Source organism: Pseudomonas sp. ACN5, from assembly GCF_002303975.1.
Taxonomy (GTDB): domain Bacteria; phylum Pseudomonadota; class Gammaproteobacteria; order Pseudomonadales; family Pseudomonadaceae; genus Aquipseudomonas; species Aquipseudomonas laurylsulfatiphila.
The window spans coordinates 1-22898 of the sequence record NZ_MRCP01000011.1 but is presented as its reverse complement, the minus strand read 5'-3'; the positions used below and the strand labels follow the sequence as shown (position 1 = coordinate 22898).

General features: G+C 61.9%; 22 protein-coding genes. 6 read left to right on the top strand and 16 right to left on the bottom strand.

Going from position 1 to position 22898, the window contains the following annotated elements; all coding sequences use genetic code 11:
• Positions 1-137: 137 nt before the first annotated feature.
• From BSF40_RS20190 to BSF40_RS20135, 11 genes are all read right to left on the bottom strand, one after another.
• Positions 138-566 carry a nuclear transport factor 2 family protein gene (locus tag BSF40_RS20190; protein WP_095966447.1) on the bottom strand — a complete coding sequence of 143 codons (429 nt, stop codon included), beginning with the start codon at positions 564-566 and terminating at the stop codon, positions 138-140.
• Positions 559-1302 (bottom strand): SGNH/GDSL hydrolase family protein, encoded by a 744-nt coding sequence (locus BSF40_RS20185; protein ID WP_095966446.1) that lies wholly within the window; start codon positions 1300-1302, stop codon positions 559-561. The genes BSF40_RS20190 and BSF40_RS20185 overlap by 8 nt, the downstream gene beginning before the upstream one ends.
• 27 nt (positions 1303-1329) lie before the next feature.
• Entirely contained in the window at positions 1330-1530 is a 201-nt protein-coding gene (locus BSF40_RS20180) for a helix-turn-helix transcriptional regulator (RefSeq protein ID WP_095966445.1), read from the bottom strand.
• Positions 1527-1901 (bottom strand): hypothetical protein, encoded by a 375-nt coding sequence (locus tag BSF40_RS20175; protein WP_095966444.1) that lies wholly within the window; start codon positions 1899-1901, stop codon positions 1527-1529. The genes BSF40_RS20180 and BSF40_RS20175 overlap by 4 nt, the downstream gene beginning before the upstream one ends.
• A 250-nt stretch (positions 1902-2151) precedes the next feature.
• Positions 2152-2724, bottom strand: a complete 573-nt coding sequence (locus tag BSF40_RS20170) for a chorismate mutase (protein ID WP_095966443.1) — start codon at positions 2722-2724, stop codon at positions 2152-2154.
• An 81-nt stretch (positions 2725-2805) separates the two neighbouring features.
• Positions 2806-3096 carry a hypothetical protein gene (locus BSF40_RS20165; protein ID WP_095966442.1) on the bottom strand — a complete coding sequence of 97 codons (291 nt, stop codon included), beginning with the start codon at positions 3094-3096 and terminating at the stop codon, positions 2806-2808.
• A gap of 180 nt (positions 3097-3276) precedes the next feature.
• Positions 3277-4839: an amino acid permease gene (locus tag BSF40_RS20160; protein ID WP_095966441.1), complete on the bottom strand. Its 1563-nt coding sequence runs from the start codon at positions 4837-4839 to the stop codon at positions 3277-3279.
• A 162-nt stretch (positions 4840-5001) separates the two neighbouring features.
• The gene (locus BSF40_RS20155) at positions 5002-6162 is read right to left on the bottom strand and encodes an iron-containing alcohol dehydrogenase (RefSeq protein WP_095966440.1); all 1161 of its coding nucleotides are present in this window, start codon (positions 6160-6162) and stop codon (positions 5002-5004) included.
• A gap of 3 nt (positions 6163-6165) precedes the next feature.
• The gene (locus tag BSF40_RS20150) at positions 6166-7557 is read right to left on the bottom strand and encodes an aldehyde dehydrogenase family protein (protein WP_095966439.1); all 1392 of its coding nucleotides are present in this window, start codon (positions 7555-7557) and stop codon (positions 6166-6168) included.
• A gap of 7 nt (positions 7558-7564) precedes the next feature.
• Positions 7565-8938 (bottom strand): glutamine synthetase family protein, encoded by a 1374-nt coding sequence (locus tag BSF40_RS20145; RefSeq protein ID WP_095966438.1) that lies wholly within the window; start codon positions 8936-8938, stop codon positions 7565-7567.
• 256 nt (positions 8939-9194) lie between these two features.
• Positions 9195-10784, bottom strand: coding sequence for a winged helix-turn-helix domain-containing tetratricopeptide repeat protein (locus BSF40_RS20135; RefSeq protein WP_095966597.1), 1590 nt, complete (start codon positions 10782-10784; stop codon positions 9195-9197).
• A 226-nt stretch (positions 10785-11010) separates the two neighbouring features.
• On the opposite strand from BSF40_RS20135, the gene BSF40_RS20130 reads away from it, so the two are divergent.
• The 4 genes from BSF40_RS20130 to BSF40_RS20115 all read left to right on the top strand — a co-directional run bounded on the left by BSF40_RS20130 (position 11011) and on the right by BSF40_RS20115 (position 14966).
• Entirely contained in the window at positions 11011-11763 is a 753-nt protein-coding gene (locus tag BSF40_RS20130) for an SDR family oxidoreductase (RefSeq protein WP_095966437.1), read from the top strand.
• Between the two features lie 43 nt (positions 11764-11806).
• Entirely contained in the window at positions 11807-12220 is a 414-nt protein-coding gene (locus BSF40_RS20125) for a cupin domain-containing protein (RefSeq protein WP_095966436.1), read from the top strand.
• 95 nt (positions 12221-12315) lie between these two features.
• Positions 12316-13401, top strand: coding sequence for an HlyD family secretion protein (locus BSF40_RS20120; RefSeq protein WP_095966435.1), 1086 nt, complete (start codon positions 12316-12318; stop codon positions 13399-13401).
• Entirely contained in the window at positions 13398-14966 is a 1569-nt protein-coding gene (locus tag BSF40_RS20115) for a DHA2 family efflux MFS transporter permease subunit (RefSeq protein WP_095966434.1), read from the top strand. Before BSF40_RS20120 ends, BSF40_RS20115 begins: the two co-directional genes overlap by 4 nt.
• Positions 14967-15035: 69 nt before the next feature.
• Here BSF40_RS20115 and BSF40_RS20110 read toward each other — a convergent pair whose 3' ends face one another.
• From BSF40_RS20110 to BSF40_RS33385, 4 genes are all read right to left on the bottom strand, one after another.
• On the bottom strand, positions 15036-15437 hold the full coding sequence (locus BSF40_RS20110) for a hypothetical protein (protein ID WP_007996958.1): 402 nt from the start codon (positions 15435-15437) through the stop codon (positions 15036-15038).
• A gap of 249 nt (positions 15438-15686) precedes the next feature.
• The gene (locus tag BSF40_RS20105; RefSeq protein ID WP_095966433.1) at positions 15687-16379 is read right to left on the bottom strand and encodes an RES family NAD+ phosphorylase; all 693 of its coding nucleotides are present in this window, start codon (positions 16377-16379) and stop codon (positions 15687-15689) included.
• Positions 16373-16777, bottom strand: coding sequence for an antitoxin Xre-like helix-turn-helix domain-containing protein (locus tag BSF40_RS20100; RefSeq protein WP_095966432.1), 405 nt, complete (start codon positions 16775-16777; stop codon positions 16373-16375). The genes BSF40_RS20105 and BSF40_RS20100 overlap by 7 nt, the downstream gene beginning before the upstream one ends.
• A gap of 97 nt (positions 16778-16874) precedes the next feature.
• A complete protein-coding gene (locus tag BSF40_RS33385; RefSeq protein WP_095966431.1) occupies positions 16875-18371 on the bottom strand; it encodes a methyl-accepting chemotaxis protein in 1497 nt (498 codons plus the stop codon).
• A 628-nt stretch (positions 18372-18999) separates the two neighbouring features.
• Between BSF40_RS33385 and BSF40_RS20090 the strand changes: the two genes are divergently transcribed.
• A complete protein-coding gene (locus tag BSF40_RS20090; protein ID WP_095966430.1) occupies positions 19000-21912 on the top strand; it encodes a multicopper oxidase domain-containing protein in 2913 nt (970 codons plus the stop codon).
• Positions 21913-21976: 64 nt separating this feature from the next.
• Here BSF40_RS20090 and BSF40_RS20085 read toward each other — a convergent pair whose 3' ends face one another.
• Positions 21977-22249: a hypothetical protein gene (locus BSF40_RS20085; protein WP_095966429.1), complete on the bottom strand. Its 273-nt coding sequence runs from the start codon at positions 22247-22249 to the stop codon at positions 21977-21979.
• 442 nt (positions 22250-22691) lie between these two features.
• Between BSF40_RS20085 and BSF40_RS20080 the strand changes: the two genes are divergently transcribed.
• A partial coding sequence (locus BSF40_RS20080; protein ID WP_256589566.1) for an MATE family efflux transporter occupies positions 22692-22898 on the top strand: 207 nt, incomplete at its 3' end.

Sequence of the window (22898 nt, the reverse complement as noted above, 5' to 3'; positions counted from 1 at the left end):
GCCTTCAGGTTGTACACAAAACCTGTGGGAGCGGGCTTGCTCGCGAAAGCGGAGTATCAGTCAACATCTCTATCGACTGGTTCACCGCCTTCGCGAGCAAGCCCGCTCCCACAGGGGTATTTGTTGAATCAGATAAATCAGGCCTTGCTTGCCTTCAGATAAGCCCCCAACCGCCGCCCCATTTCCTCGCCCAGCGCCTGCAAGCCACTCAGCGGCCGCACCATCACCTCAAACTCGACAATCCTGCCCTGTTCGTTGAAGCGGATCATGTCGATGCCCTTGAGCTCTTTCTCGCCGACCCTGGCACTGAATTCGAGAATCACGTTCAAGCCATCCGCCGTCGCCAGCTCGCGGTGATAGGCAAAATCCTCGAACACGTTCATGACCGTGTTGAGGATCATCGACACCACTGGCGCCCCCGGATACGGCGTGTGCGCCATCGGCGAACGGAACACCGCTTGCGGATCGAGCAGTTCGGGCAAGCCACTCAAGTCGCGGTTGCCGAGCATCGCGTGCCACTGCTTCAGGGACGCTGCGACATTGGGGTTCAGGTTCAGCTCAGACATCTTCAACTCCTGTTTTTATTGTTGTGGTGCGAAAGCGTTGATCGATAACCCTGGCGGCATCGTCGGCCCATTGCAGGTAGAGCATCGGCCCCGGATGAAAACCATCGCTGGCCATCAAGCCCGGTTCGGGTGCCAGCGGGGTGGTCAGCAGCGTGCATTGATCCACGCCGGCGGCCAGATCCGCAAGCCGTGCGTTGAAGCGACGCGCCCTGAACCCCAGAAACCAGCGCAGCGGCTGCGGCAGGGCGGGGAACAAATGCATCGGTGGAAGCGGCGACACCACAATCTGCCTCACCGCGAACCTGTCGCACAACAGCGCCATCAATCGCTGTTGCCGAGCGAGCCACTGATCCAGGGTGAGCGAGCTGGTGACATCGTTGACGCCAATCGACAACAGCGCCACATCAAACGGCTCGGGGGCGTGCTGTTCGAGCAGCTCCAGCAACCCTTGCGAATCCAGACCGGTGCGCGCCCAGAGCTTCCACGACACCTGATAATCCTCGACCAGGCGCTCCACCAGCCGACCGCTGAGCGCCTCGCCTTGAGTCGCCGCCCCCACACCCGCCGCGGCGCTGTCGCCGACAATCAACAAGCGCAGAACGTCGCCGCTGCCGGCCACGCCCTGGCGTTCACCTTCGGCCTCCGGCAGCCTGGGCGTCACCCGTCGCGTGTACAGGCCCTGCATCAGCAGCAACGGGCCGAGCAGGATTTTGGCGAGGGTTTCCGTATGGCTCATGGGCAGGCGCCTGATTGAAGAGAGAGATCAGCCGGCGAACTCGTCATCGAAAATATGCTCGATAGGCAGCGCAAATGCCCGGGCAATCTGGAACGCCAAGGGCAGGCTGGGATCATAGCGGCCATTTTCGATAGCATTGATGGTCTGCCGTGAAACATTCAACAACGCCGCCAGATCGACCTGCGACCACTTGCGTTCGGCACGCAGTTCCTTGAGACGGTTTTTCATTGGTAGCGCCGCTTGGCCAGTCTGAGCCCGATCATCCACATCAGGCCCATCACGGGCCACACACAGACCCAGGACACATGTGGAAAGCCGACATTCTCCAGAAAGCCGTAGGTGAAGGTCAGCAATGCCGAAGCGGCAAAGGCAAAACCGAGCGCTTCGTACTGGATACGCAAGTGCATTTCGTCCAGCGTGCGCATGTTGCGCACCACTGCCCAACACATCAGCCCCGCAGGAATCACCGGCAACAGCGTGATGATGATCTTCAGCGCCATTGCCATTTCCTGCTGATCCTTGAGCAGGATGACCGACAGGATCAGCAATACCGAGTACAGCGCCGTCGCGGCACCCATTTCCATGTAATAGCGTTTCATTGTTTCTTCCTGGTGTAAAAGACCCTTTACATGATCGGCGGGTTTTTCAGCGGTGTAAAGGGTGTTTTACATTTGGCGTGCGGGTTTTCCATTGGTGCAGATCGCGTAAGGCCTGTTGTTCAAACCGTAATGCAAAACCCTGTAGGAGCGAGCTTGCTCGCGAAGGACTCAAGAGCACCGCAATCAGTCAGTTAACCCGCGTTATCGTTAACGCCCATCGCGAGCAAGCTCGCTCCTACAGTAGGCAATGTCATCGACCTACGATGCACAGCTCCCCGGTCGCACGAATCATCGCCTGGCCATGCAGGTAATCCTTGATCAGCGCCGAGCGTTCGGTGGCCAGCCATTGCGGGCAGTTCGGGTCTTTGCGGTAGGGCAGGAACGCGGCGTACTGATTGAGCAGCAGGTTCTGCAGTTTGTCGAGTTTGGGCCGGATGTCGTTGTTGAGGTCCGGTCGTGGCGTGTCCGGTGCCTTGTGCGCCGCTTGCCATTGTGCGAGCCGGCCGTATTGCACCAGTTTGCTGGCTTCGATCTGGGCAGCGATCAGGTCGGCGACTTCGTCGGGGTCAAGCTTGCGCTGATCCGCCTGCTTGCGCGCGTTGGCGATGACTTGCGCTTCCCGGGCATTGTCCTGGACCGGTTTGCCGCTGTCCCACTTGGTCAGCGCCACCAGCTCACTGATGTTCAAGCGCTCGTTCATCGTCGCCAGCAAGGGTTGCAGGGCATCGGGTGCCGGGGGCGTCGTGCCGGCCTGGGCAACGCCCGCGAACAAACCGAGCAGGGTGCAGGCCAGCCAGTGCGAAAGGCGTGGGGAACGGGGCATGGACGGAATCTCCTTGGACGCAAAAATCACTCCGGCTTGTGTATCACAAGTGCGGCCAGGGAACGACAGGTTGCGAATGATTCAGGCCAGCAACCGCTCAATCTGCGCCAGCTCCCAGGTGCTGAGCAAACTCACCGGGTCGGTGCCGAAGCGCTGCCCGCTGTCGAACGCATACTCGCGGCCATCGGGGCATTGACCGTGCAGGCAGTGGCGCAAGTGGCCGGCGTCGACGTCGAGCAACAGGCGCCAGCCGTCGATGTCGACCCGAACATGACTGGACTGGCAAGCGTCGTCGACTCGCTGGAGCGTGCGAATACCCTGGGCGGCATCGCGCAACGGCTGGTAAACCTCGCGGGCGGTGAGGGCGGGCACAGGTGTCTCCGGGATGAAATCGGGGGAGGCACAGGATAAATCATCAGCGTGCATAAAAGCCCGGACCCTGTAGGAGCGAGCTTGCTCGCGATGGACTCAAGAGCGCCGCGTTTAGCCAGTAAACCCGCGTTATCGTTAACGACCATCGCGAGCAAGCTCGCTCCTACAGTGATTCGGCTATCAGCTTCCGGCTTGTTTGTTCAACGCTGCTTCCGCCGCGGCGATTTCAGCCTGGCGCTTGACGATCATGTCGCCCACCGGTGGCCCCTGGAAGCGCCGGGCTTCAAAACCGAACCAGACGATGGCGGTCAGCACCAGGAAACCGATGGTGATGTACAGCGCCCAATCGTTCGGTGGCTGGATGCCGATGACGAAGATGATGATCATCGACAGGATCGAGAGGATGGCGAACACCGAGTACCAGAATCGCCCCATGTTCCATGGCCCCATGGTCGGCCACTTCGACGTCCCGTAGGTAAACAGGCCGAGCACGATGGGGATGGCGAAGGAGAAGAACAGGAAGATCACCGTGCAGGACACCACGATCGTGTAGACCGGCGTTGCCCCGACCGAGATCACCGACGAGCCCCAGTCGAACAGGACGGCAAGGGTGGCACCGGTCCAGATGGCCGCCACCGGGCTGCGAAAGGTCGGCGAAACCGAGGCCAGGGCTTTGGAACAGGGCAGGCCACCGTCCCGGGAGAACGCGAATATCATGCGTGAAACCGAGGTGACCGTGGCCAGTCCGCAGAGCACCTGCGAAATGAAAATCGCCACGAAAAGCACCAGTTTCAAGGTCGGGTTGACCTGGGTGTTCATGGCCCAGAAAAACACGTTCCAGCCCTGTTTGGCAGCCTCGTCCATGTTCGGCAGCATCAGCACGAACGCGCTGAGCATCAGCCAGCCGAACAGCAACGACCAGACCACCGACATGACCATGCCGCGGGGCACCGACATGGCCGCGTTGCGGGTTTCCTCGGAGGTATGCGCCGAAGCGTCATAGCCGGTGATGGTGTAGATCGGCAACAGCAGGCCGAGCATGAACACCCAGCCGTTGGAGACCTGCGGCCAGACGTTGCCGCCTGCTTCGCCGGAATAGTTGCCGAAGGTCCACAGCCGCGCGAATTCATAGCTGGGTGCCGAGATCAGGCAGACGATGGTCAGCGCCAGCGCCGTGGCGAAGATCAGGTAGCCGGAGAAGTCGGTGAGCTTGGCCGTCAGGCCGATACCCAAGTGGTTGCACAAGGCCTGCAGGCCCGTGAGGATTGCCAGGAAAATCACTCTGACCGTGGTCGTGTCCTCCATGCCCAGTGCCGGTCCGAAGGCACCGAAAAAGAAGTAATAGGTGCCGACGTTGATCGCGCCCAGCACCGTGACCAGCCCCAGCAGGTTGAACCACGCGGTCAACCAGCCAGTGAAGCGGTTACCGAGGATCGAGCCCCAGTGGTAGAGGCCGCCGGCGGTGGGGTAGGCCGAGGAAATCTGCGCCATGGCCATGGCGAATACCCCGGAGATCAGGCAGCCGATCGGCCAGCCGATCCCGATGGATATGCCACCGGCGCCCGAGGTGCCCTGGGCCAGTGAGTTGATGCCACCGGAGAGGATGCAGATGATCGAAAAGGAAATGGCGAAGTTGGAGAAAACCCCCATTCGTCGTGAGAGTTGCTGGGCGTAGCCCATGCTGTGCAGCACCTTGACGTCATCGTCGTGGGTGTCGGTGCCCGGCTGGCTTGTTGGGTTCATGATATGTGCCCCTTGTCAGGTATTGAACAGGCCGAACTGAGCCGCCGTAGGCTCGACCTTGGTTTTCTGTAGGAGCGAGCTCGCTCGCGATGGACGTCAACGATGACGCGGGGAGCCTGACACCCCGCGTCATCCTCAAGTCCATCGCGAGCAAGCTCGCTCCTACAGACGGCCGTGAAGTGCCGCGTCGAAAATCTTTGCCACGCCGTCCCGGGTCAAGGGCAGCGGGTTGCCGCCGGCCGAGGGGTCGACAATCGCCATGTCGGCGATCAGGTCGGCCTGCCGGTCATCCACGCCCAGTTCAACCAGGGTATGGGGCACGCCGATGTCCTTGCGCAACTTCAGGACGAAGGCCAGGAAGCTGTCGAACCCCGGCGAGGGCAGGCGCAGGTACGCCGCCAGGCGGGTGATGCGCTCCTCGATGGCCGTGCGATTGAATTGCAGGACATAGGGCATGAAGGTGGCGTTGGTCATGCCGTGATGGGTGTCGTACAGCGCACCCACCGGATGGGAGAGCGCATGCATCCCGCCCAGGCCTTTCTGGAATGCCGTGGCGCCCATGGCCGCCGCCGCGAGCATTTGTGCGCGCGCCTCGAGGTCCGACGGCGTGTGTACGGCTTTCACCAGGGCGTTGGCCACCAGGCGCATGCCTTCCACCGCAATGCCATCGGCCAGGGGATGAAAACCAGGGGCGCAGTACGCTTCCAGGCAATGCGATAACGCGTCCATGCCCGTGCCGGCGGTGACCTTGGCGGGCATGCCGACGGTGAGGGCCGGGTCGCTGATGACCACGCGCGGCATCATTTTCGGGTGGAAGATGATGCGTTTGGTGTGGGTGCGCTCGTCGATGATCACCGCCGCACGCCCGACTTCCGAGCCGGTCCCCGCCGTGGTCGGCACGGCAATGACCGGGGCGATGCGGCTGTCGTCGGCGCGGGTCCAGTAGTCGCCGATGTCTTCGAAGTCCCAGACCGGGCGGGTCTGGCCGCTCATGAAGGCAATCAGCTTGCCCATGTCCAGACCACTGCCGCCGCCGAAGGCGATCACACCGTCATGTTTGCCGCCGCGCCAGGCGTCGAGCCCGCCGGCCAGGTTGGCTTCCACCGGGTTGGGCTTGAGGTCACAGAACAACGCCACACCCAGGCCGGCGGCGCGCAGCGCGTCCAGTGCCGCCGTGGTGATCGGTGCGCGGGCCAGGCCGCTGTCGGTGACCAGCAAGGGTCGCTGGATCCCCTGGCTGCGACAGACGTCGGCCAGCTCGGCGATGCGCCCGACGCCGAACCGAACGCTCGTGGGGTAGTTCCAGTTTCCAGTCAGGTTCATGGTCTACACCTCGTGACGCAGATGAAAGGATTTGGCTCGGGTCAGGTGCTCGTAGCCCAGTGGCGACAGGGTGACGCCGCGCCCGCTGTTCTTCACGCCGGTCCAGGCCAGCGCCGGGTCCAGGTAATCGCAGCGGTTCATGAACAGCGTGCCGGTGGCGATCTGGTTGCCCAGGCGTTCGGCCGCTGCGAGGTCCCGGGTCCAGATGGACGCGCTGAGCCCGAACTCACTGTCGTTCATCAAGGCAATGGCCTCGTCATCGCTGGCCACCGGCATGATGCCGACCACCGGGCCAAAGCTCTCATCGCGCATGACCGACATTTGATGGCTGACATCGACCAGGACCTGGGGCGCGAGGTAGGCACTGCCCGGCACGTCGGCGGGAAAGGCCTGCGGATCGATCAGCGCCGTCGCGCCCTGGGCGAGCGCTTCGGCAATCTGGCCACGCACGAAAAACGCGGCACCCTGTGTCACCATCGGACCGAGGGTGGTGGCTTCGTCCAGCGGGTTGCCCAGCACGTACTGGCGGGTCAGTTCGGCGAAGCGCTCGACAAACACCGGGAAGATTTTCTGGTCGACATAGATGCGTTCCACGGCGCAGCAACTCTGCCCGGAATTGAAGAAACTGCCGTCCACCAGGTTTTCCACCGCATGCTCGAGGTTGGCGTCAGCCCGCACGTAGGCCGGATCCTTGCCACCGAGCTCCAGGCCCACGCCGATGAAGCGTCCCGTGGCGGCGCTTTCCATGGCCTTGCCGGCATCGACTGAACCGGTGAAGTTGACCTGCTGTACCCGACCCGAATCAATGATCGCGGCGGTCTGCCGATGATCGAGCAGCAGGTTGTGGAACAGGCCGTCCGGCAGATGGGCGCGGCGCATGGCTTCGGCGAAACGCTCACCCACCAGCAGCGTCTGCGACGCATGCTTGAGGATCACGCTGTTGCCGGCCATCAACGCCGGGATGATCGTGTTCACCGCCGTCAAATAGGGGTAGTTCCACGGCGCGACCACCAGCACCGTGCCCAGCGGCTCGCGCTTGATGTAGCGCCGAAAACCCGCCACAGGCTCCGGCTCTATATCGGCCAGCGCTTGCGGCGCGATGGCGATCATGTGCCGGGCGCGTTCGGCAAAACCGCGCAGTTCGCCAGCGCCATAGCGCACCGGGCGACCCATCTGCCAGGCCAGTTCCGGCACGATGTCGGCCTGCATCGACAACATCGCGTCCACTGCGGCGCTGCACAATGCTGCGCGTTCGCTCAGTGATCGGCGTTGCCATGCCGCCTGGGCGCTGGCAGCGGCGGTCAACGCCTGCTCGACCTGCGCCGCATCGGCCATCTCTCGTTCGACGTACACCCGGCCATCGACCGGGGAGATCAATTGCACCTTCGCAGTCATGATGTTCTCAATAGCGCTCGAAGCCGCGCTGCAGTTCCCAGTCGGTGATTCGCCGGTCGTACTCTTTCTGTTCCCACTCGGCGGTGTGCACGTAATGGTCGACCACCTCATCGCCGAACGCCTCGCGCAACATGGCGGAGGCCTTGAGGGCGGCGCTCGCCTCGCGCAGGGTCTTGGACACTTCCGGCAACTGCTCGTCCTGGTAGGCATCCCCTTCGAATGGCGGCACGAGATCGAGCTTTTCGTCGATACCGGCCAGGCCCGCCGCGATCAACGCGGCGAAGGCCAGATAGGGGTTGAGGTCGGCGCCGCCGATGCGGCATTCGATGCGGATGGACTTGCTGCCTTCGGCGCACAAGCGAAAGCCCGCGGTGCGATTGTCGCGGCTCCACACCGCCCGCGTCGGCGCAAAGGTGCCGGCCTGGAAGCGCTTGTAGGAGTTGATATAGGGCGCGAGAAAACAGGTGATGTCGTTGGCGTACTTGAGCTGCCCGGCGACCCAGGCACGCATCAGTTTCGACATGCCGAACTCGGCTTTCGCGTCGAAGAACAGCGGCTTCTTCGCGTTCTTGTCCCACAGCGAATTATGGATGTGACTGCTGGAACCGGCGGCGTCGTAACGCCACTTGGCCATGAAGGTGATCGCCTTGCCCTGCAACTGCGCGATCTCTTTGCAGGCGTGCTTGATGATGACGTGGTGGTCGGCCATGGTCATGGCATCGGCGTAGCGGATGTTGATCTCTTCCTGGCCCGGCCCCCATTCGCCCTTGGAGTTTTCCACGGGTATGCCCGAGGCCTGCAGATGCTTGCGAATCGCCCGCAGCACCGGTTCTTCGCGGGTGGTCTGGAGGATGTTGTAGTCCTCGATGTAATGGCCGGCGGTTTTCGGTTTGTGGTAGTTGCGCTTGTGGATCGTCTCGTAGCTCTCATCGAACAGATAGAACTCGAGTTCCGAGGCAAACATGCCGGTATAGCCACGCTCGCGCAGGCGCTCGACCTGTTTTTTCAGAATCGCCCGTGGGCTGTGGGGCAGGTCCTGGCGATGGTGATGATCGAGCACGTCGCACAGCACCAGCGCCGTGCATTCCAGCCAGGGCACGCGCCGCAGGGTGGACATGTCGGGCTTGAGCACGAAATCACCGTAGCCCTTGCTCCAACTGGCCGCGGCGTAACCTGGCACCGGCTCCATGTCGATGTCGTCGGCCAACAGGTAGTTGCAGCAATGGGTTTCTTCGTGGCCGCTGTCGATGAAAAACTCGACCTGGAAGCGCTTGCCGACCAGGCGTCCCTGCATGTCGACCATGCAGACCAGCACGGTGTCGATTTCGCCGGCGGCAGCGGCGCGTTTGAGTGCATCAAAGCTGAGGAGGGGCTCGGTCATCACGGCAATCCTGCGTGAAAGGTTTTGGCCAGTCTGAGATCGCTGTTGCAGACGCTCTCCAGAAACACCCAAAACCTGCAGAACCGAGCATCATGAGCAACGAGTTGCTCAAAGCTTAGCCTACCGTAGCAATGTGCAACTATTGTAGGCGCGAGCTTGCTCGCGATGGTCGTTAACGATGACGCGGGTTTTCTGATTAAACGCGGTGTCTTCACGTCCATCGCGAGCAAGCTCGCTCCTACAGGGGGGCGCGCGTTTACTCCGGCAATCCCGCCAGGCGCAATCCATCGACGAAGCGGGCGAAATCCTCAGGCCGTTGAATGGGCAGCCAGTCCTTGAGGGCGCACAGGCGCAAAGAAGGATCCAGCGCTAGCAGGCGTTGCATCGCCAGCTTCGCTTTGTCCATTCGACCACCGAGCGCGTGACTGGCCGCCACCAGTGCCGCGGCGACCAGCAGGCTGGGCAGGTTGCCCAGTGCCTTGTCCGCCCAGGCCGCAGCGGCATCGAAGTCCCCGGCGAAGAAATGCGCGAGCGCCATGCCGACCTGCATCCTGAACATTTCCGGGTCCAGCGGGCTCAAGCGAACGGCATGGTTCAAATGCTCGATGGCCGCGTCCGTTTCACCGCGCAGCGCCCGCAGGATTCCGCCTAGAAACCAGGCGGGGGCGAGGTTTGGATTGAGCAGGCGCGCTCGGTCGAGCAGTGCAATGCCGCCGTCGACTTCGCCGGCGAGGTGGGCCAGCGCATGTCCGCCCCGGGTCAATGCGACGGCATCATCGCGACCGAGGGTCACCGCCTGCCGCGCCAGCCGTATGCCCTCGGCGATTTCTGCAGGCCGATCGCTCATCCAGCCATTGAGCTTGCGCCAGAAGTGGCACCAGGCGGCCATGCCATAGGCCGAGGCAAATTCCCCATCGAGCTCGATGGCCTGGTAGAACATCGGCAGCGCCTGCTCGATGGCTTCCCGGCTGCCGCTGTGCAGTTTTGCCATGGCCCGCAGGTAGTAGTCGTAGGCGTCCAGGCTATCCGTCGGCTTGCGCTTGGCGCGTTCGATTTCTGCCCGCTCCAGTTGCGGCGCGATCGCGCCCACGACGCTCTCGGTGATTTGGTCCTGCAGCTCGAAGATATCGTCCAGCAGGCCTTCGAAGCGCTCGGCCCAGAGGTGCGTACCGCTTGTCGCGTCGATCAGTTGCCCGGTAATGCGCAGCTTGTTCCCGCTCTTGCGCACGCTGCCTTCGAGCACGTAGCGCACGCCCAGCGCCTGGCCAACGCCTTGGGCGTCCACCGTCTGGCCCTTGTAGGTGAAGCTCGAATTGCGCGCGATGACGAACAGCCAGCGAAGTCGCGACAGGGCGGCGATGATGTCCTCCACGACGCCGTCGGCGAAGTATTCCTGCTCCGGATCACCGCTCAGGTTCTGGAAGGGCAGGACGGTGATCGAGGGCTTTTCCGGCAGGACCAGCGCAGGGGAGGGGATTGGCTTCGGGGCGGCGGTCGGGCGTTCATCGACTTCGGGCTGTCGCGCTTGCCCGGTCAAGTCGCCGTTGATCTGGCCAACGAAGCGGTAGCCTTTGCGGGCGACGGTGCGTACCAGGCGCTGCTCCTCACCGGTATCGCCGATGGCCTTGCGCACGGCATTGATGTGGCTGGTGATCGTCGATTCCGAAACGATCCGGTCGCCCCACACCGCCTTGAGCAATTCGTCCTTGCTGACGACGCGGTCGGGATTGTTGACGAACAGCAGCAACAGGTCGAAAACCTGCGGTCCGACGGCCACGACTTGCCCGCGCAGGGTCAGCTCCCGGCGTTCCTGATCGAGTACGTAATCTTCAAAACTGAATGGCAAGACGGGCATCCCCAGGCGGCTGGTTGTGACTGAAAAGGATGATACGGCAGCTCGACAGCCGCTGCACCGTCAGCGGCAAGGGGGCTGGACGACCATCAGTGGCCTTGGACAAAAATCCAAGCGCTCGCCAAGGCAAACCCAAGCCCGGCGCAAGGACTTGCCCTGCCCGTGCAGGCAATCTCTCTACACCGACGCAATGGTTGCAGTCGACAAGTGGAGAACAGTCATGAAGATCGTCGTCATCGGAGGCTCGGGCCTCATCGGATCGAAACTTGTGAACACCCTTCGCGAACGCGGCCATGATGCGCTCGCCGCCAGCCCCAGCTCGGGCGTGAACAGCATCACCCGCGAAGGCCTGGCCGAAGCGATGGATGGTGCTGACGTGGTGGTCGACGTGGCGAACGCACCGTCGTGGGAGGACCAGGCCGTTCTCGATTTCTTTGAAACATCGAGCCGTAACCTGCTGGCCGCCGAAGCCGCTGCCGGGGTTCGTCATCACGTGGCCCTGTCGATTGTCGGCAGCGAACGGCTTCCCGATACCGGTTATTTCCGGGCCAAGGTCGCGCAGGAGGCCCTTATCAAGGCGTCCAGCATTCCCTACAGCATTGTGCGTGCCACGCAGTTCTCCGAGTTTGCCGCCGGCATTGTCCAGTCGTTCACCGTCGGCGATGAGATTCATGCGTCGCCGGCGCTGATCCAGCCGATTGCGTCCGACGACGTGGTAGCGGCGCTGGCCGATGTCGTGCTGGCAGCACCGCTCAATGGCACGGTTGAAGTGGGCGGCCCGGAAACCATGCCGATCGACGAACTGGCCAGGCGCTATCTACGGGCGACCCAGGACAACCGCAAGGTCGTGCCAGATGTGCATGCCCGTTACTTCGGCGCCGTGCTCGACGATCAATCGCTGGTCACCGGCAAGAACGCACGCCTGGGGGCGATTCGCTTCGACGACTGGCTGGCCCGGGCGACAGCGCAGTAACGGATCTCACCTCTCATTTCCCTATGCATCCAGGAGACATCCCATGGTTACCCGATTGCTAATGGCCGCTGTGTTCGCAGCGCTCTCTATCAGCGCCGCCTCGGCCGCCGAGCCGCCCCCCGGCAAGGTGACGGTGGTGTTCGACCGTCCCATTCCCAATATCCCCGGCAAGAGCATGAGGGGCGTAGTCGTCGAGTATGGGCCGGGTGCCGCATCACCGGCCCACACCCATCCGAAAACGGCCTTCATCTATGCAACGGTGCTGGAAGGTTCGTTTCGCATCCACGTCAAAGGCCAGCCGGAACATATCTACAAGGTCGGCGAAAACTTCGTAGAGGAGCCGGGTTCCGTGCACCTGGTCAGCGCCAACGCCAGTGACACCCAACCGGCACGCCTGTTGGCGGTGTTCGTCCTCGACACCGAGGAAAAGGTGCTCGTCACCCCGATCAAGCAGTGAGCCGATCAACCCGCTCATGAAGGCTCGACAGCCGGGCGGCAGACCCTGCCGCCCCGTGGCTGCCTGGCTCTTGGCATTGAACAGGATATGAAAAAATGAACTCGCTCCAGGACAAGGCCGCCATTGCCACCGCAACGCCGGTGGTCGTGGTGCGGCGCAGCCCGCGCAAGACCATCGGCCTGTTGCTGTGTGTCGCTGCCGTGATGGTCGTGGCGGTTTGGGGCGCCATGGCGTTTACCCGTGGCGTGACCTCGACCGACAACGCCTATGTCCGCGGCGACGTCACCTCGCTGGCCGCCAAGGTCGCCGGCTATGTCACGGCGCTCGAGGTCGAGGACAACCAGACTGTGCGCGCGGGTGATGTGCTGTTTCGTATCGATGACCGCGACTATCGCGCCAAACTTGCGCAAGCCGAGGCCAATGTCAGCGCCGCCCGGGCGAACCTGACCCATGTCGACGCGCAGATCCGGCTTCAGCATGCGCTGATCCGGCAGGCCGAAGCACAAAGACGCTCGGCCACCGCCGACATGAGCCTGGCGGCCAAGACCCACGACCGCAGCCGCAAACTGATCGTCAGCAATGCCGTGAGCCAGGCACTGGTCGATGAAACCGGCACGGCACAATCCAGAGCCGTGGCGTCGGTATCGGCCGCTTCGGCAACGGTCGAGGCCCAACAGCAACGCATCAGTGTGTTTGTCGCGCAAAGAGAGGCGGCCGTGGCAGCGGTGGCCCAGGCTGAGGCAGCCCGTGATCTCGCCCGGATCGATCTCGATCACACCGTGGTGCATGCGCCGGTGGATGGCGTGGTCGGCAATCGTCAGGTTCGCCTCGGCCGGTTCGTCACGCCGGGTGTCGCCCTGCTCGATATCGTGCCGGTCAACGATGTGTGGGTCGTGGCCAATTTCAAGGAAACCCAGCTCGAACAGATTCGCCCTGGTCAGCCCGTGCGCGTCACGGTCGATGGCTATCCCGATGCGGCACTGGCCGGCGTGGTCGACAGCTTTGCACCGGGCAGTGGCTCGGCGTTCAGCCTGCTGCCGCCCGACAACGCCACCGGGAACTTCGTACGTGTCGTACAGCGCGTTCCGGTGAAGATCCGCCTGGCTGACAATCCGCTACCGGGCCGCATCGTGCCGGGGCTGTCCGCGCGGGTAGAGGTTGCGCAAGGGGCCGGCTCATGAGTCGCGCCAGGCCGACGACCGGCGTGCTGCTGATCGCGGGCATCGTCCTGGCCGCGTTGACCGAAGCGATCGCCAGCACCGTGCTCGCCCTCGGACGCGGCGACATCATCGGCGACACTTATGCCACGCCTGACGAGTTTGCCTGGCTGGATGTCGGCTACATCGCCCTCAAGCTGATCGGGTTCATGCTCGCCCCCTGGCTGATGCAGCGGTTTTCTCCACGCAACGTGCTCATCGGCGCCACCCTGGTCATGGGCCTGGCGTGCTGCGTGGCTGCCGTCAGCGCCTGGCTGGAGCTGCTGATCGCACTGCGCATCCTGCAAGGCTTCGCCGGCGGTGCTTTGCTGGTGGCGGGCCAGGCGATCATCTTTCGCGGTTATCCGCGGGCCCTTCAGCCGATCCTGCAAGCCCTGTTCGCCATGGCGGCCGTGGTTGCGTCCGCGACCCTCGCACCGGCCCTGCAAGGGTGGTTGATCGACAGCCAGTCCTGGACCTGGATTTTCTTCAGCGTGGTGCCGCTGGCATTGGCAGCGACCGGCCTCTTGCTCATCGCCGACCACCCCGTGCCCGCCAGGGTCCGGCAACCTTCGTTTGACTGGCTCGGGTTCTCGTTGCTCGCTGCGGCTCTGTTCTGTTTCACCTACGTGCTCAGCCAGGGCAGCCGCTGGGACTGGTTCGAGGAACCGCGCATCCTGGTACTGACGGTGCTCGGTGGTGCCGCGCTGCTGGGCTTTCTCGGCCAACAGGTCCTGGCCGACGGCCAGGGGCTGCTTGACTTCAGCCTGTTCAAATCGAGCGATTTCACCTTTGCCTTTATCGTCAGTTTCGTCGCCGGTGCCGCGCTGTTCGGCAGCGCCTACCTGATCCCGGCGTTCGCCCTGTCGGTACTCGCTTTCACACCGACCGATGCCGGGCTGCTTCTATTGCCCAGCGGCGGTTTTTTTGTCGGTTCGCTGCTCATCGCCGCCTGGTTGTTCCAGGCCCGCCGCGTGCCGCCTGTGGCCACCGTGCCCTTGGGCATCTTGCTGATCATGGCGGCTATGTGGATGCTGTCCGGCTCCACCAGCGAAAGCGGCAGCGATGACATGATGGCGGCCATCCTGCTGCGCGGCCTGGGCCTGGGCTTCCTGTTTCTGTCGATCACACTGATTGCCTTCACCCACCTCAACAGCCGCAACCTGGCCAGCGGCATCGGCCTGTTCAACACAGGGCGCCAGCTGGGTGGCCTGATGGGCGTCGCCGGGCTGCAGACCCTGATCGAGAATCACGCCGTCACCAACGGCGTGGTCCTGGGCACCCACGTCACTGCGGGTGGGCACGCGCTCATCGAGCGGCTGACGACCACCACCGCGATGCTGGCGGGGAAGGGCATGGACCAGGTGACCGCCGGCCGGGCGGCCACCAGCCTGCTGGGCAAGGCGGTGTCAGGTCAGGCCACGGTGATTGCCTTCGACACGGCGTTCTTCGCCGTGGCCCTGCTGTTCGTCTTTGCCGCCCCCATCCTGGTCGGCATCAAGATTGGCCTGGCGCGCTATGCGAAAGCGCATGAACAACGGACGAATTGATCACCTGCACGAAAAAGCCCGGCGGTTGAGGCCGGGCTTTTCGTTGAGTCCTGCGGTAAAGCACTGCATTCAGACAGCGCGGCTTTCGATCAGACGGTCGGAGCCACCTTCGGCAACGCGGTTTTGCAGCAGTTTGTCGGAACCGCCTTCGGCAACGCGGTTTTGCAGCAGTTTGTCGGAGCCACCTTCAGCGACGCGGTTTTGCAGCAGTTTGTCGGAGCCACCTTCAGCGACGCGGTTTTGCAGGAGCTTGTCAGAGCCGCCTTCGGCAACACGTTTTTCCAGCAGGCGATCCGAACCACCTTCGGCCACACGATTCTCGATCAGGCGATCAGAACCACCTTCAGCCACACGGCTTTCAATCAGACGATCCGAGCCGCCTTCAGCGACCACAGGTTGAGCAGACGTTGCGGCAAAAGCGTTAACTGCGAAAACCGAGAAAGCGATGCTGAGGAGGGTTTGGCGTTTCATGATGGTGTGCTCCGGGGTGCTGATGGGTGGGTATGGAGCAGATGTTACGCCGGGGATTTTTTAAGAGAACTTCATTGAATTGATGGTGACTATCGATGCGGTCAATGGATCGAACACCGCTTGTATAAACACCTCTTTTTGTGGCGAGGGAGCTTGCTCCCGCTGGGTCGCGAAGCGGCCCCAAAAAAAAGGGCTGCTGCGCAGCCCAGCGGGAGCAAGCTCCCTCGCCACAGGGTCATCGCCAGGCGATCAAGCCTCGCTGATCTGGCTGACACTGGTGATCTGCCCGTTCCACACCATCTCGTAATGCGCCGCTTGAATGATCGAGGACACGGGCCTCGGCGTCATCAACGCCCAGCAATGACTGCCCGGCATGCGCACCGAGTGATAACGCAAACCGGGACAACCGGCGTCCCGCACCGCCCGCCCCAGCACGCGGGAATGGCTGTAATCGTCCGACGCATACACCGGATCGGCCAACGGCAGGGCGGTGGCGTCCTTCATGCCGCCATCGCCAAAGGCACAGGCCAACCCGCGAAACACAAACCGCTCATAGTTCAGGCTCGGCACCTTCGACCAATATAGAGCCTGGTGATGCCGCACTTCGGCCAGCGCCGCTTCCATCGAATCCGCCAGGTACAACACCCCGAAACTGCCGTCACTGAAGCGCGACCCCGCCGGATTGACATGGGTAAACGGCGCGATGGCGTAAGAGCAACCGGCAATCCCGAACGGGATCTCGCTGCGCGTGATCAACTCAAGCTGACCCACTTCATTCTTCAACCGCGGATTGGTCAACGCCTGAATCTCGAACAGCACCTCAAACTCATCCGCGTCCGCCACGTCATCAAACAACGCAATGGGCGGAAACTTCGAATTGACCAGGCGATAAGCCTGCAACGACTGACCGGCAAACACCGCCAGCTCACTCGCCATCACCATTGCGCACCCCGCAACATGTCGATGCGGCGGAAGGTTTCATACAGCGCAATCATGTCGCCCTGGGCCATGATCTCCAACGGGCTGCGGCCATTGAAAAACTCATTGTCATTGGCCATCGAGGCAAAGCCGTACACGTTGTCCGGGTTGTCGAACACCAGGCGCAGCGTGGCGTGAATGTTCAGCACGAAGCTGATGCGCTGCATCTGGTCCGCATCCAGCGCCACAGCCCACTCCACATCGCGCTGCCGGGCGCGGGTGTAGGTGCTGCGGGAAATACGCAGGATGCGACAGGCCTGGTCGCTGGTGGCTTGCCACTTTTCCAGAATGCTCACCGCAGCGCGCAGGCCGGTGACGCATTGGTTCTTGCTGAAGGATTGGGGTTGCAGGGGGACGGCCATGATCAGTACCTATCTTGAGTCCATAGACTCAAAGATAGGTATTAAGAATCTGTAGAGCAAGTCGGTTCGACCAGCGGACAACCTCCCGCGTCGAGCATCACTGATGAAACGTGCGCCCCAACGCATCCAGCCGAGTCGCAATAGGCGGCAAGCGCCGACTGCTCGACGCCAGCGTCTGCACATCATCCGCCGTGTTCTGCGCGATGCTCTGCACCGACTGCAAGCGCCCGACAATCTCGACACTCGCCGTGGATTGTTCGCGGGTCGTCGTGAAAATTCGCCCGTTGAGCTCATCGATCTGCGAGATGTCGCTGCCGACCGCCTGCAACATTGCCGCCGCCAACTGACTGTCCTCGACGCAGCGCTCCACACCTTCGCGACTGTCCTGCATGGCCTCCACGGCTTTGCGGCTGCCTTGCTGCAAGGCCTCGATAATGGTCCTGATTTCCTTGGTGGACACCGCCGTGCGCTGCGCCAGGCTGCGCACTTCATCGGCCACCACCGCAAAGCCGCGACCTTGCTCGCCGGCACGCGCCGCTTCAATCGCCGCGTTGAGCGCCAGCAAATTGGTCTGCTCGGCAATGCTGCTGATCACCTCCAGCACCGTACCGATCTGCTGCGCCTGCCCGGCCAGCACCTGCACGGTCTGGTTGGTGCCGTCCAGGCGCGAAGCCAGCTGGGTGATTTCCTGCCGGGCACGGTTCACGCTTTCCTGCCCGCGGGTGATCTGCACACTGGCCTGGCCGGCATGTGCAACGGCATGCTCGACCTGCACCACGATGTGCTCCATCGCGTCACCCATGCGCTGCATCGACCCGGTCATCTGCGCGATTTCCGTCAACTGATGTTTGGCGCCTTTCTCCAGCGTGTTGCTGGCCTTGGCCAACTCCTGGCCCAACTGACCCAAGCCGTTGGAGTCACGCACCACCCCGTCCACCAGCGCGGTGATTTGCATCAGGAACTGATCGAACCGTTGCGCCAGCGACACATGCACCCGCGCCTTGTCACCCTGACCGGGATCGGTTGTCAGCTGCGAAGTCGCGGCGAGCATCTTGTCCAGCATGTCCTGGCTCTCCACCGCATCGGCCTGGCTGTGCACCGCAAGATAGAGCAGTGCGACCGTCTCCATCAGCACATAAAAGGCGTGAACGAACACCATCGCCCAGCCACCGTGATGCGCCATCACGAACACTGGAAACCCCTGATGCTGCAACACATGAAACACCACGTGATGCAGCGCAATCGTCACCGCCGCCACCAGAATCGGCAGCCAGTCCCGATAAAACGTGAGCACCGCCAACAACGCAAAAATCCCGAAGTGCGACTCAATGACCCCCTCGGCCTGGTTGATGTGCAATGCAGCCATCACCATCAAGCCTGTGCCGAGTAAACAGCGCATCAACCGAGAGCCGCCGATGGCGCGATACACCAGCGTCAACAACACACTGGTACCGCCACCCACCAACAGCGCCTGCTTGAAGGTGTCGTGCCAGAACGCCAGGCCCACCGCGAAAGCGAACATCAGCCAGATCAGGCCCAGCATGATGCGGTCGGCTTTGCGGTAGTGGTCGAGGAAGCGAGGGGGGAAGGGCATGTACGCTGACTCCATGTAATCGAACCGGGAAGAAGCAGGGGTTGGACTGATACCGGAAGACAAGCCTTTTATCGCTTTAACCATCGAGGCAAATCGGTTGCCGCCATGGTCGAGGTGTTGATAAAACGTGGTGAGTGTAGCCGTTTGCCATCATTCTTGGATGGGGTGGCGGGGCAGAGGGGAACAATGTCAGATTTAGAGGCAAGGAATGCTGAATTGGCGGGGTAGTGGCTCGCATGCAGGGGCGCGCTGAAGCCTTTGGCGACGCCGATATCGGCTTATGCAGTCACTCGTCACGAGCAGCGATCGGCTGTGGATTCAACCGCTCGATACATTCAGAAAGTGGCGATTTTTCCTGGCCCGAACACCCCGCACAATCGCACCCTGTATTGGGGGATATTCCCCGTCATCGGGGCTTGTATCCTGGCTTCTCATACGCCTGCTTGAAGCCGGCGGACAGGCGGGCATGGCGTAGATCCATTAGCCTCACCCTGTCACTTTTGGCGAGAGATTTGCATCGTTCTCATCCCGGCGCGACATCTGACATTTCGCCAGCCGGGCCAGGAGCAGTGGCTCGTTGCCCACGTATTGCCATGCGGCTCCTGGGAACCCGTCAGAGGTGTTTGCGATGAAACTAGATACCGGAAGGTTCAAACCTGGTGCATTGTCCAAAACCAGGCTGGCGCTGAGTATCTCTGCTGCCGCGATCATGTTCGGGCTGGGCCTGTCCCAGACCCATGCAGCCCCCCTCGACAACACCGATCCACCGCCTCCTACCGACCCATCGGCGTTCACCAATCCGCCCGCCGACCCCGATGCCGCATTGCGAGACTTGCTCAAGCTGCCTCCCGCCAACGTCGGCGCCTTCGACTTACCCAATGGGGTGGTCGGTAACCGCAAGACCCCCTTGGTCGACAATGTGCTGCCGCCCAATCTGCAACCGAGCTTCAATATCCCCACTAACGGTAATGCCAGCCCGGTGTTCGGGGTTCAACCGTTCACACAGAAGCTGGAGCTTTTCGAGGAGTTCGGCTCGAACAAACTGAACGCGGCCGACCCGCCATCACCCGTTCCGTTTCCGGTCCCGACGCTGGGCCCCGCACCGGCGCAAGACCCCTTGAAGGTGGCGCGTAGCGGCCCGTCGCCGGCTGCGCTGGATGCCTTTCTCAGGCAGCCGGCATTGACGCCCTTCCCGACAGAGTTCTCCAATGTGCTGGACCGCAACCCCTGGAGGGCGCAGATCGAGGATTTCCTCAATCGCCGGGTCGATTCGCCCGCAGAAGGCCGGCCACCGGGAAAAGGCTGGTCGCACCAGCGTTTCAATGAGTTTTTCCCGCGCGACGCCTTCAAGACGGTGCAAGCCGGCGCGCACGTCAACAGCGGCTTGCGTGATCGTATGCAACGGCATAACTACGCCGTGGGGGAATTCGCGCCAGGCGGGCTCTATCACAACACCAACGGCAACCCGGCCAACGAGGGCACAACCAAGGGCATTCAGGTGCAGTTTCACCCCAACTTCCCTGTCCAGGACCATAATGCGCTGTGGACATTCGACGGCACCTTTCCACCCAAACTGCTTCAAGTACGCTATGGCCAAGCGATGCTGATGCGGCATTACGATGCCTTGCCGATTGACCCGTCGGCCAACCGGGGCTTTGGCCTGCACACCATCAGCACCCATGAGCATAACGGCCACTCGCCCGCGGAAAGCGACGGTTTTGCCAACGCGTTCTTCTTCCCGGGCCAGTACTACGACTATCGCTGGCCGATCCAGTTGGCCGGTTACGACAGCATCAATACCAGCGCTCAGGATCCGCGTGCGGCGTTCCCGTGCGATCCCGGTGAAAAGCTTTTCGTCAACGACGCCACCCCCGGCTTCAAGACCTGCGACCACGGCACCATCAAGATCCGTGGCGACTGGCGCGAAACCATGAGCAGCCACTGGTTCCACGACCACATGCTCGATTTCACCGCGCAGAATGTCTACAAGGGCAATGCGACGATGATGAACTACTACAGCGCCGTGGACCGTGGCAACGAGTTGGTCGAAGACGGGGTCAACCTGCGCTTGCCCAGCGGTTCGGGCCTGGGCTGGGGTAACCGCGACTATGACGTCAACTTGACGATCGCTGACAAGGCCTGGGACCAGACCGGCCAGTTGTGGTTCAACCCCTTCAACACCGATGGTTTTCTCGGTGACCAGGTGCTGACCAACTGGGAGTACAAGCCCTTCCTGGACGTACGTGCCCGCCGCTACCGTTTCCGCATTCTCAACGGATCGGTTTCTCGCTACTTCAAGCTGGCGGTGGTGCGTCAGGTCAATGGTAATGGTGGCGAGTTTCCTGGCCCGAGAAACTCCGGGGTTTCCTATAACCGGGTGCCGTTCCACATGATTGCCAACGACGGCAATATCATGGAACACGCGGTTCCGTTCGATGGCAGCCTGGACCTCGATGGCGACGGCGACAGACAGGACCACAATGCCATTCTGCCGATACAAGGCATTTCCGAACGCTATGACATCGTCATCGACTTCGCGAAAAACGGCGTCAAGCCGGGCGACAAGATATTCTTCGTCAACATCGAGGAGCATGAAAACGGCAAGCGTCCCGAACGTGACATCCCATTGGCGGAAGTGCTGTCCGGGAAGTACCTGCCCGTTGTCAGGCAAACCAGCCACGGGCCACAGTGGATCAACGGTGACCCGGGCGTGGGCCTGTTCATGCAACTGAACGTGCGGCCTTACACCGGCCAGGACGTCAGCATGAACCCGGTCGACTTCGAGCCCGCCAAGCCTGGCAAGCCCGAGGGCAGGTTCATGATCCCTTTGCCCTTGCACCGTGACGACCCTGCCGATATCGCCCGGCTTGCCCGGGCGCGGCACCGCACCTTTATCTTTGGCCGCTCCGACGGCACGGATTTCAAGCCCTGGACGATCAAGACCGATGGCGGCGAAGGCTTCAACATGGACCCGCGGCGGATTTCAGCCGCGCCACAACTGGCCACTGGCCCGACACCGGCGGGGTTCAAGGGGGAGGGCACGCTGGAAGTCTGGAAGATCCAGAACGGCGGCAATGGCTGGAGTCACCCGGTGCATGTGCATTTCGAGGAAGGGATCATTCTCACTCGAGGTGGCAAACCACCACCAGAATGGGAAAAAGGCGCGCGCAAGGACATCTACAATGTAGGCCCCCATCCCGAGAGCCTCGACAATGTCGAAATGGCCTTACGCATCCGTGAGTTTGCCGGTACCTACATGGAGCACTGCCACAATACGCAGCATGAGGACACGGCGATGCTGCTGCGCTGGGACTCTGAGCACCCTGGCCAGTTCCAGTTGATGCCCACACCATTGCCCAGCTGGGACGGCGTGAAATTCGTGGCCTCGGTGGCGTTACCGACATTCCGTACGGGGGATGGCGTCGGGCCACAGGTCAACAATGACCAGGAGGATAACAGTGGCAGTGGTAGTGGAAGTGGAAGTGGAAGTGGCAGTGGAAGTGGCAGTGGAAGTGGAAGTGTTAGCGGGGGCAAAGGCTAGCATCGTCCATCAAGCCACTTTTCCTGTCGGACAAAAAACGGGCGCCTTCTGCGCCCGTTTTCATTCACTCCGCAGCCTGCGCCCGCAACCACCGACCAATCACATCCATCAAGTCACAACCATCGCGCAATGGAATGACCAGCAGCTTGGAAAAGTCCGCCAGCACCACCGTGTCGCAACCAATTTCGGCTCGGTAGGCGATGTTTTCCAGCACCTGCGTAACCGTTCGAATCCGGTAATCGGCCATGGCTTGCAGGACGTCGAGTGGGGCTTGGGTGTCGATGAGCAGGGAGGCCGGAACCAGGTCGATTCCGGTTAAAGGCATGTATCGATTCATTGTGAAGATCTCTGTTTGATTGGCTCAAGGCCGTCACTCAGTCGTCGCCAAACGAATGGGTGGCAGCTGTGCGCAGGTTGGCGAACCGGCACAGAGAAAACCGGCAGACCCGAAGGTCTCCCGCGCACAGCCGCCATAACAGCGGCTTTGCGGGTGCGATGATACCTGCAATAAAGCGGATAGCCTTCGCATTCTCTGAGGTCAGGTCGCCAAACCCGAATCGCCATTAGGGCGACGGCGCCGACTATAAGCCGCACGAGATCAGCGCGGGAAGGTGAGGCATTCCGAGCTTTGTGTAGGACCTTTGAGGAAGAAACTTCAGACCTTTCACCTCAGGTCGCTGGATATCCAGACACAGACCTGAGATGGTCATCGCCCCTTGGTTTCAGCCACCCACGCTATCCTTAATCATCGCTCCTGCCGTCGAGATGGATCTTCGCCCATGCAAACCCCCAACCCCCAACGCCCCCTCTGGAAAACCTACCTGTTTTTCCTCGCCCCGATGGTCCTGTCGAACTTCCTGCAATCCATGTCCGGCACGGTCAACAGCATCTACATCGGCCAGATGCTCGGCACCCAGGCGTTGGCGGCGGTCTCGGGGATGTTCCCCATCGTGTTTTTCTTCATCGCCCTGGTGATCGGCCTCGGC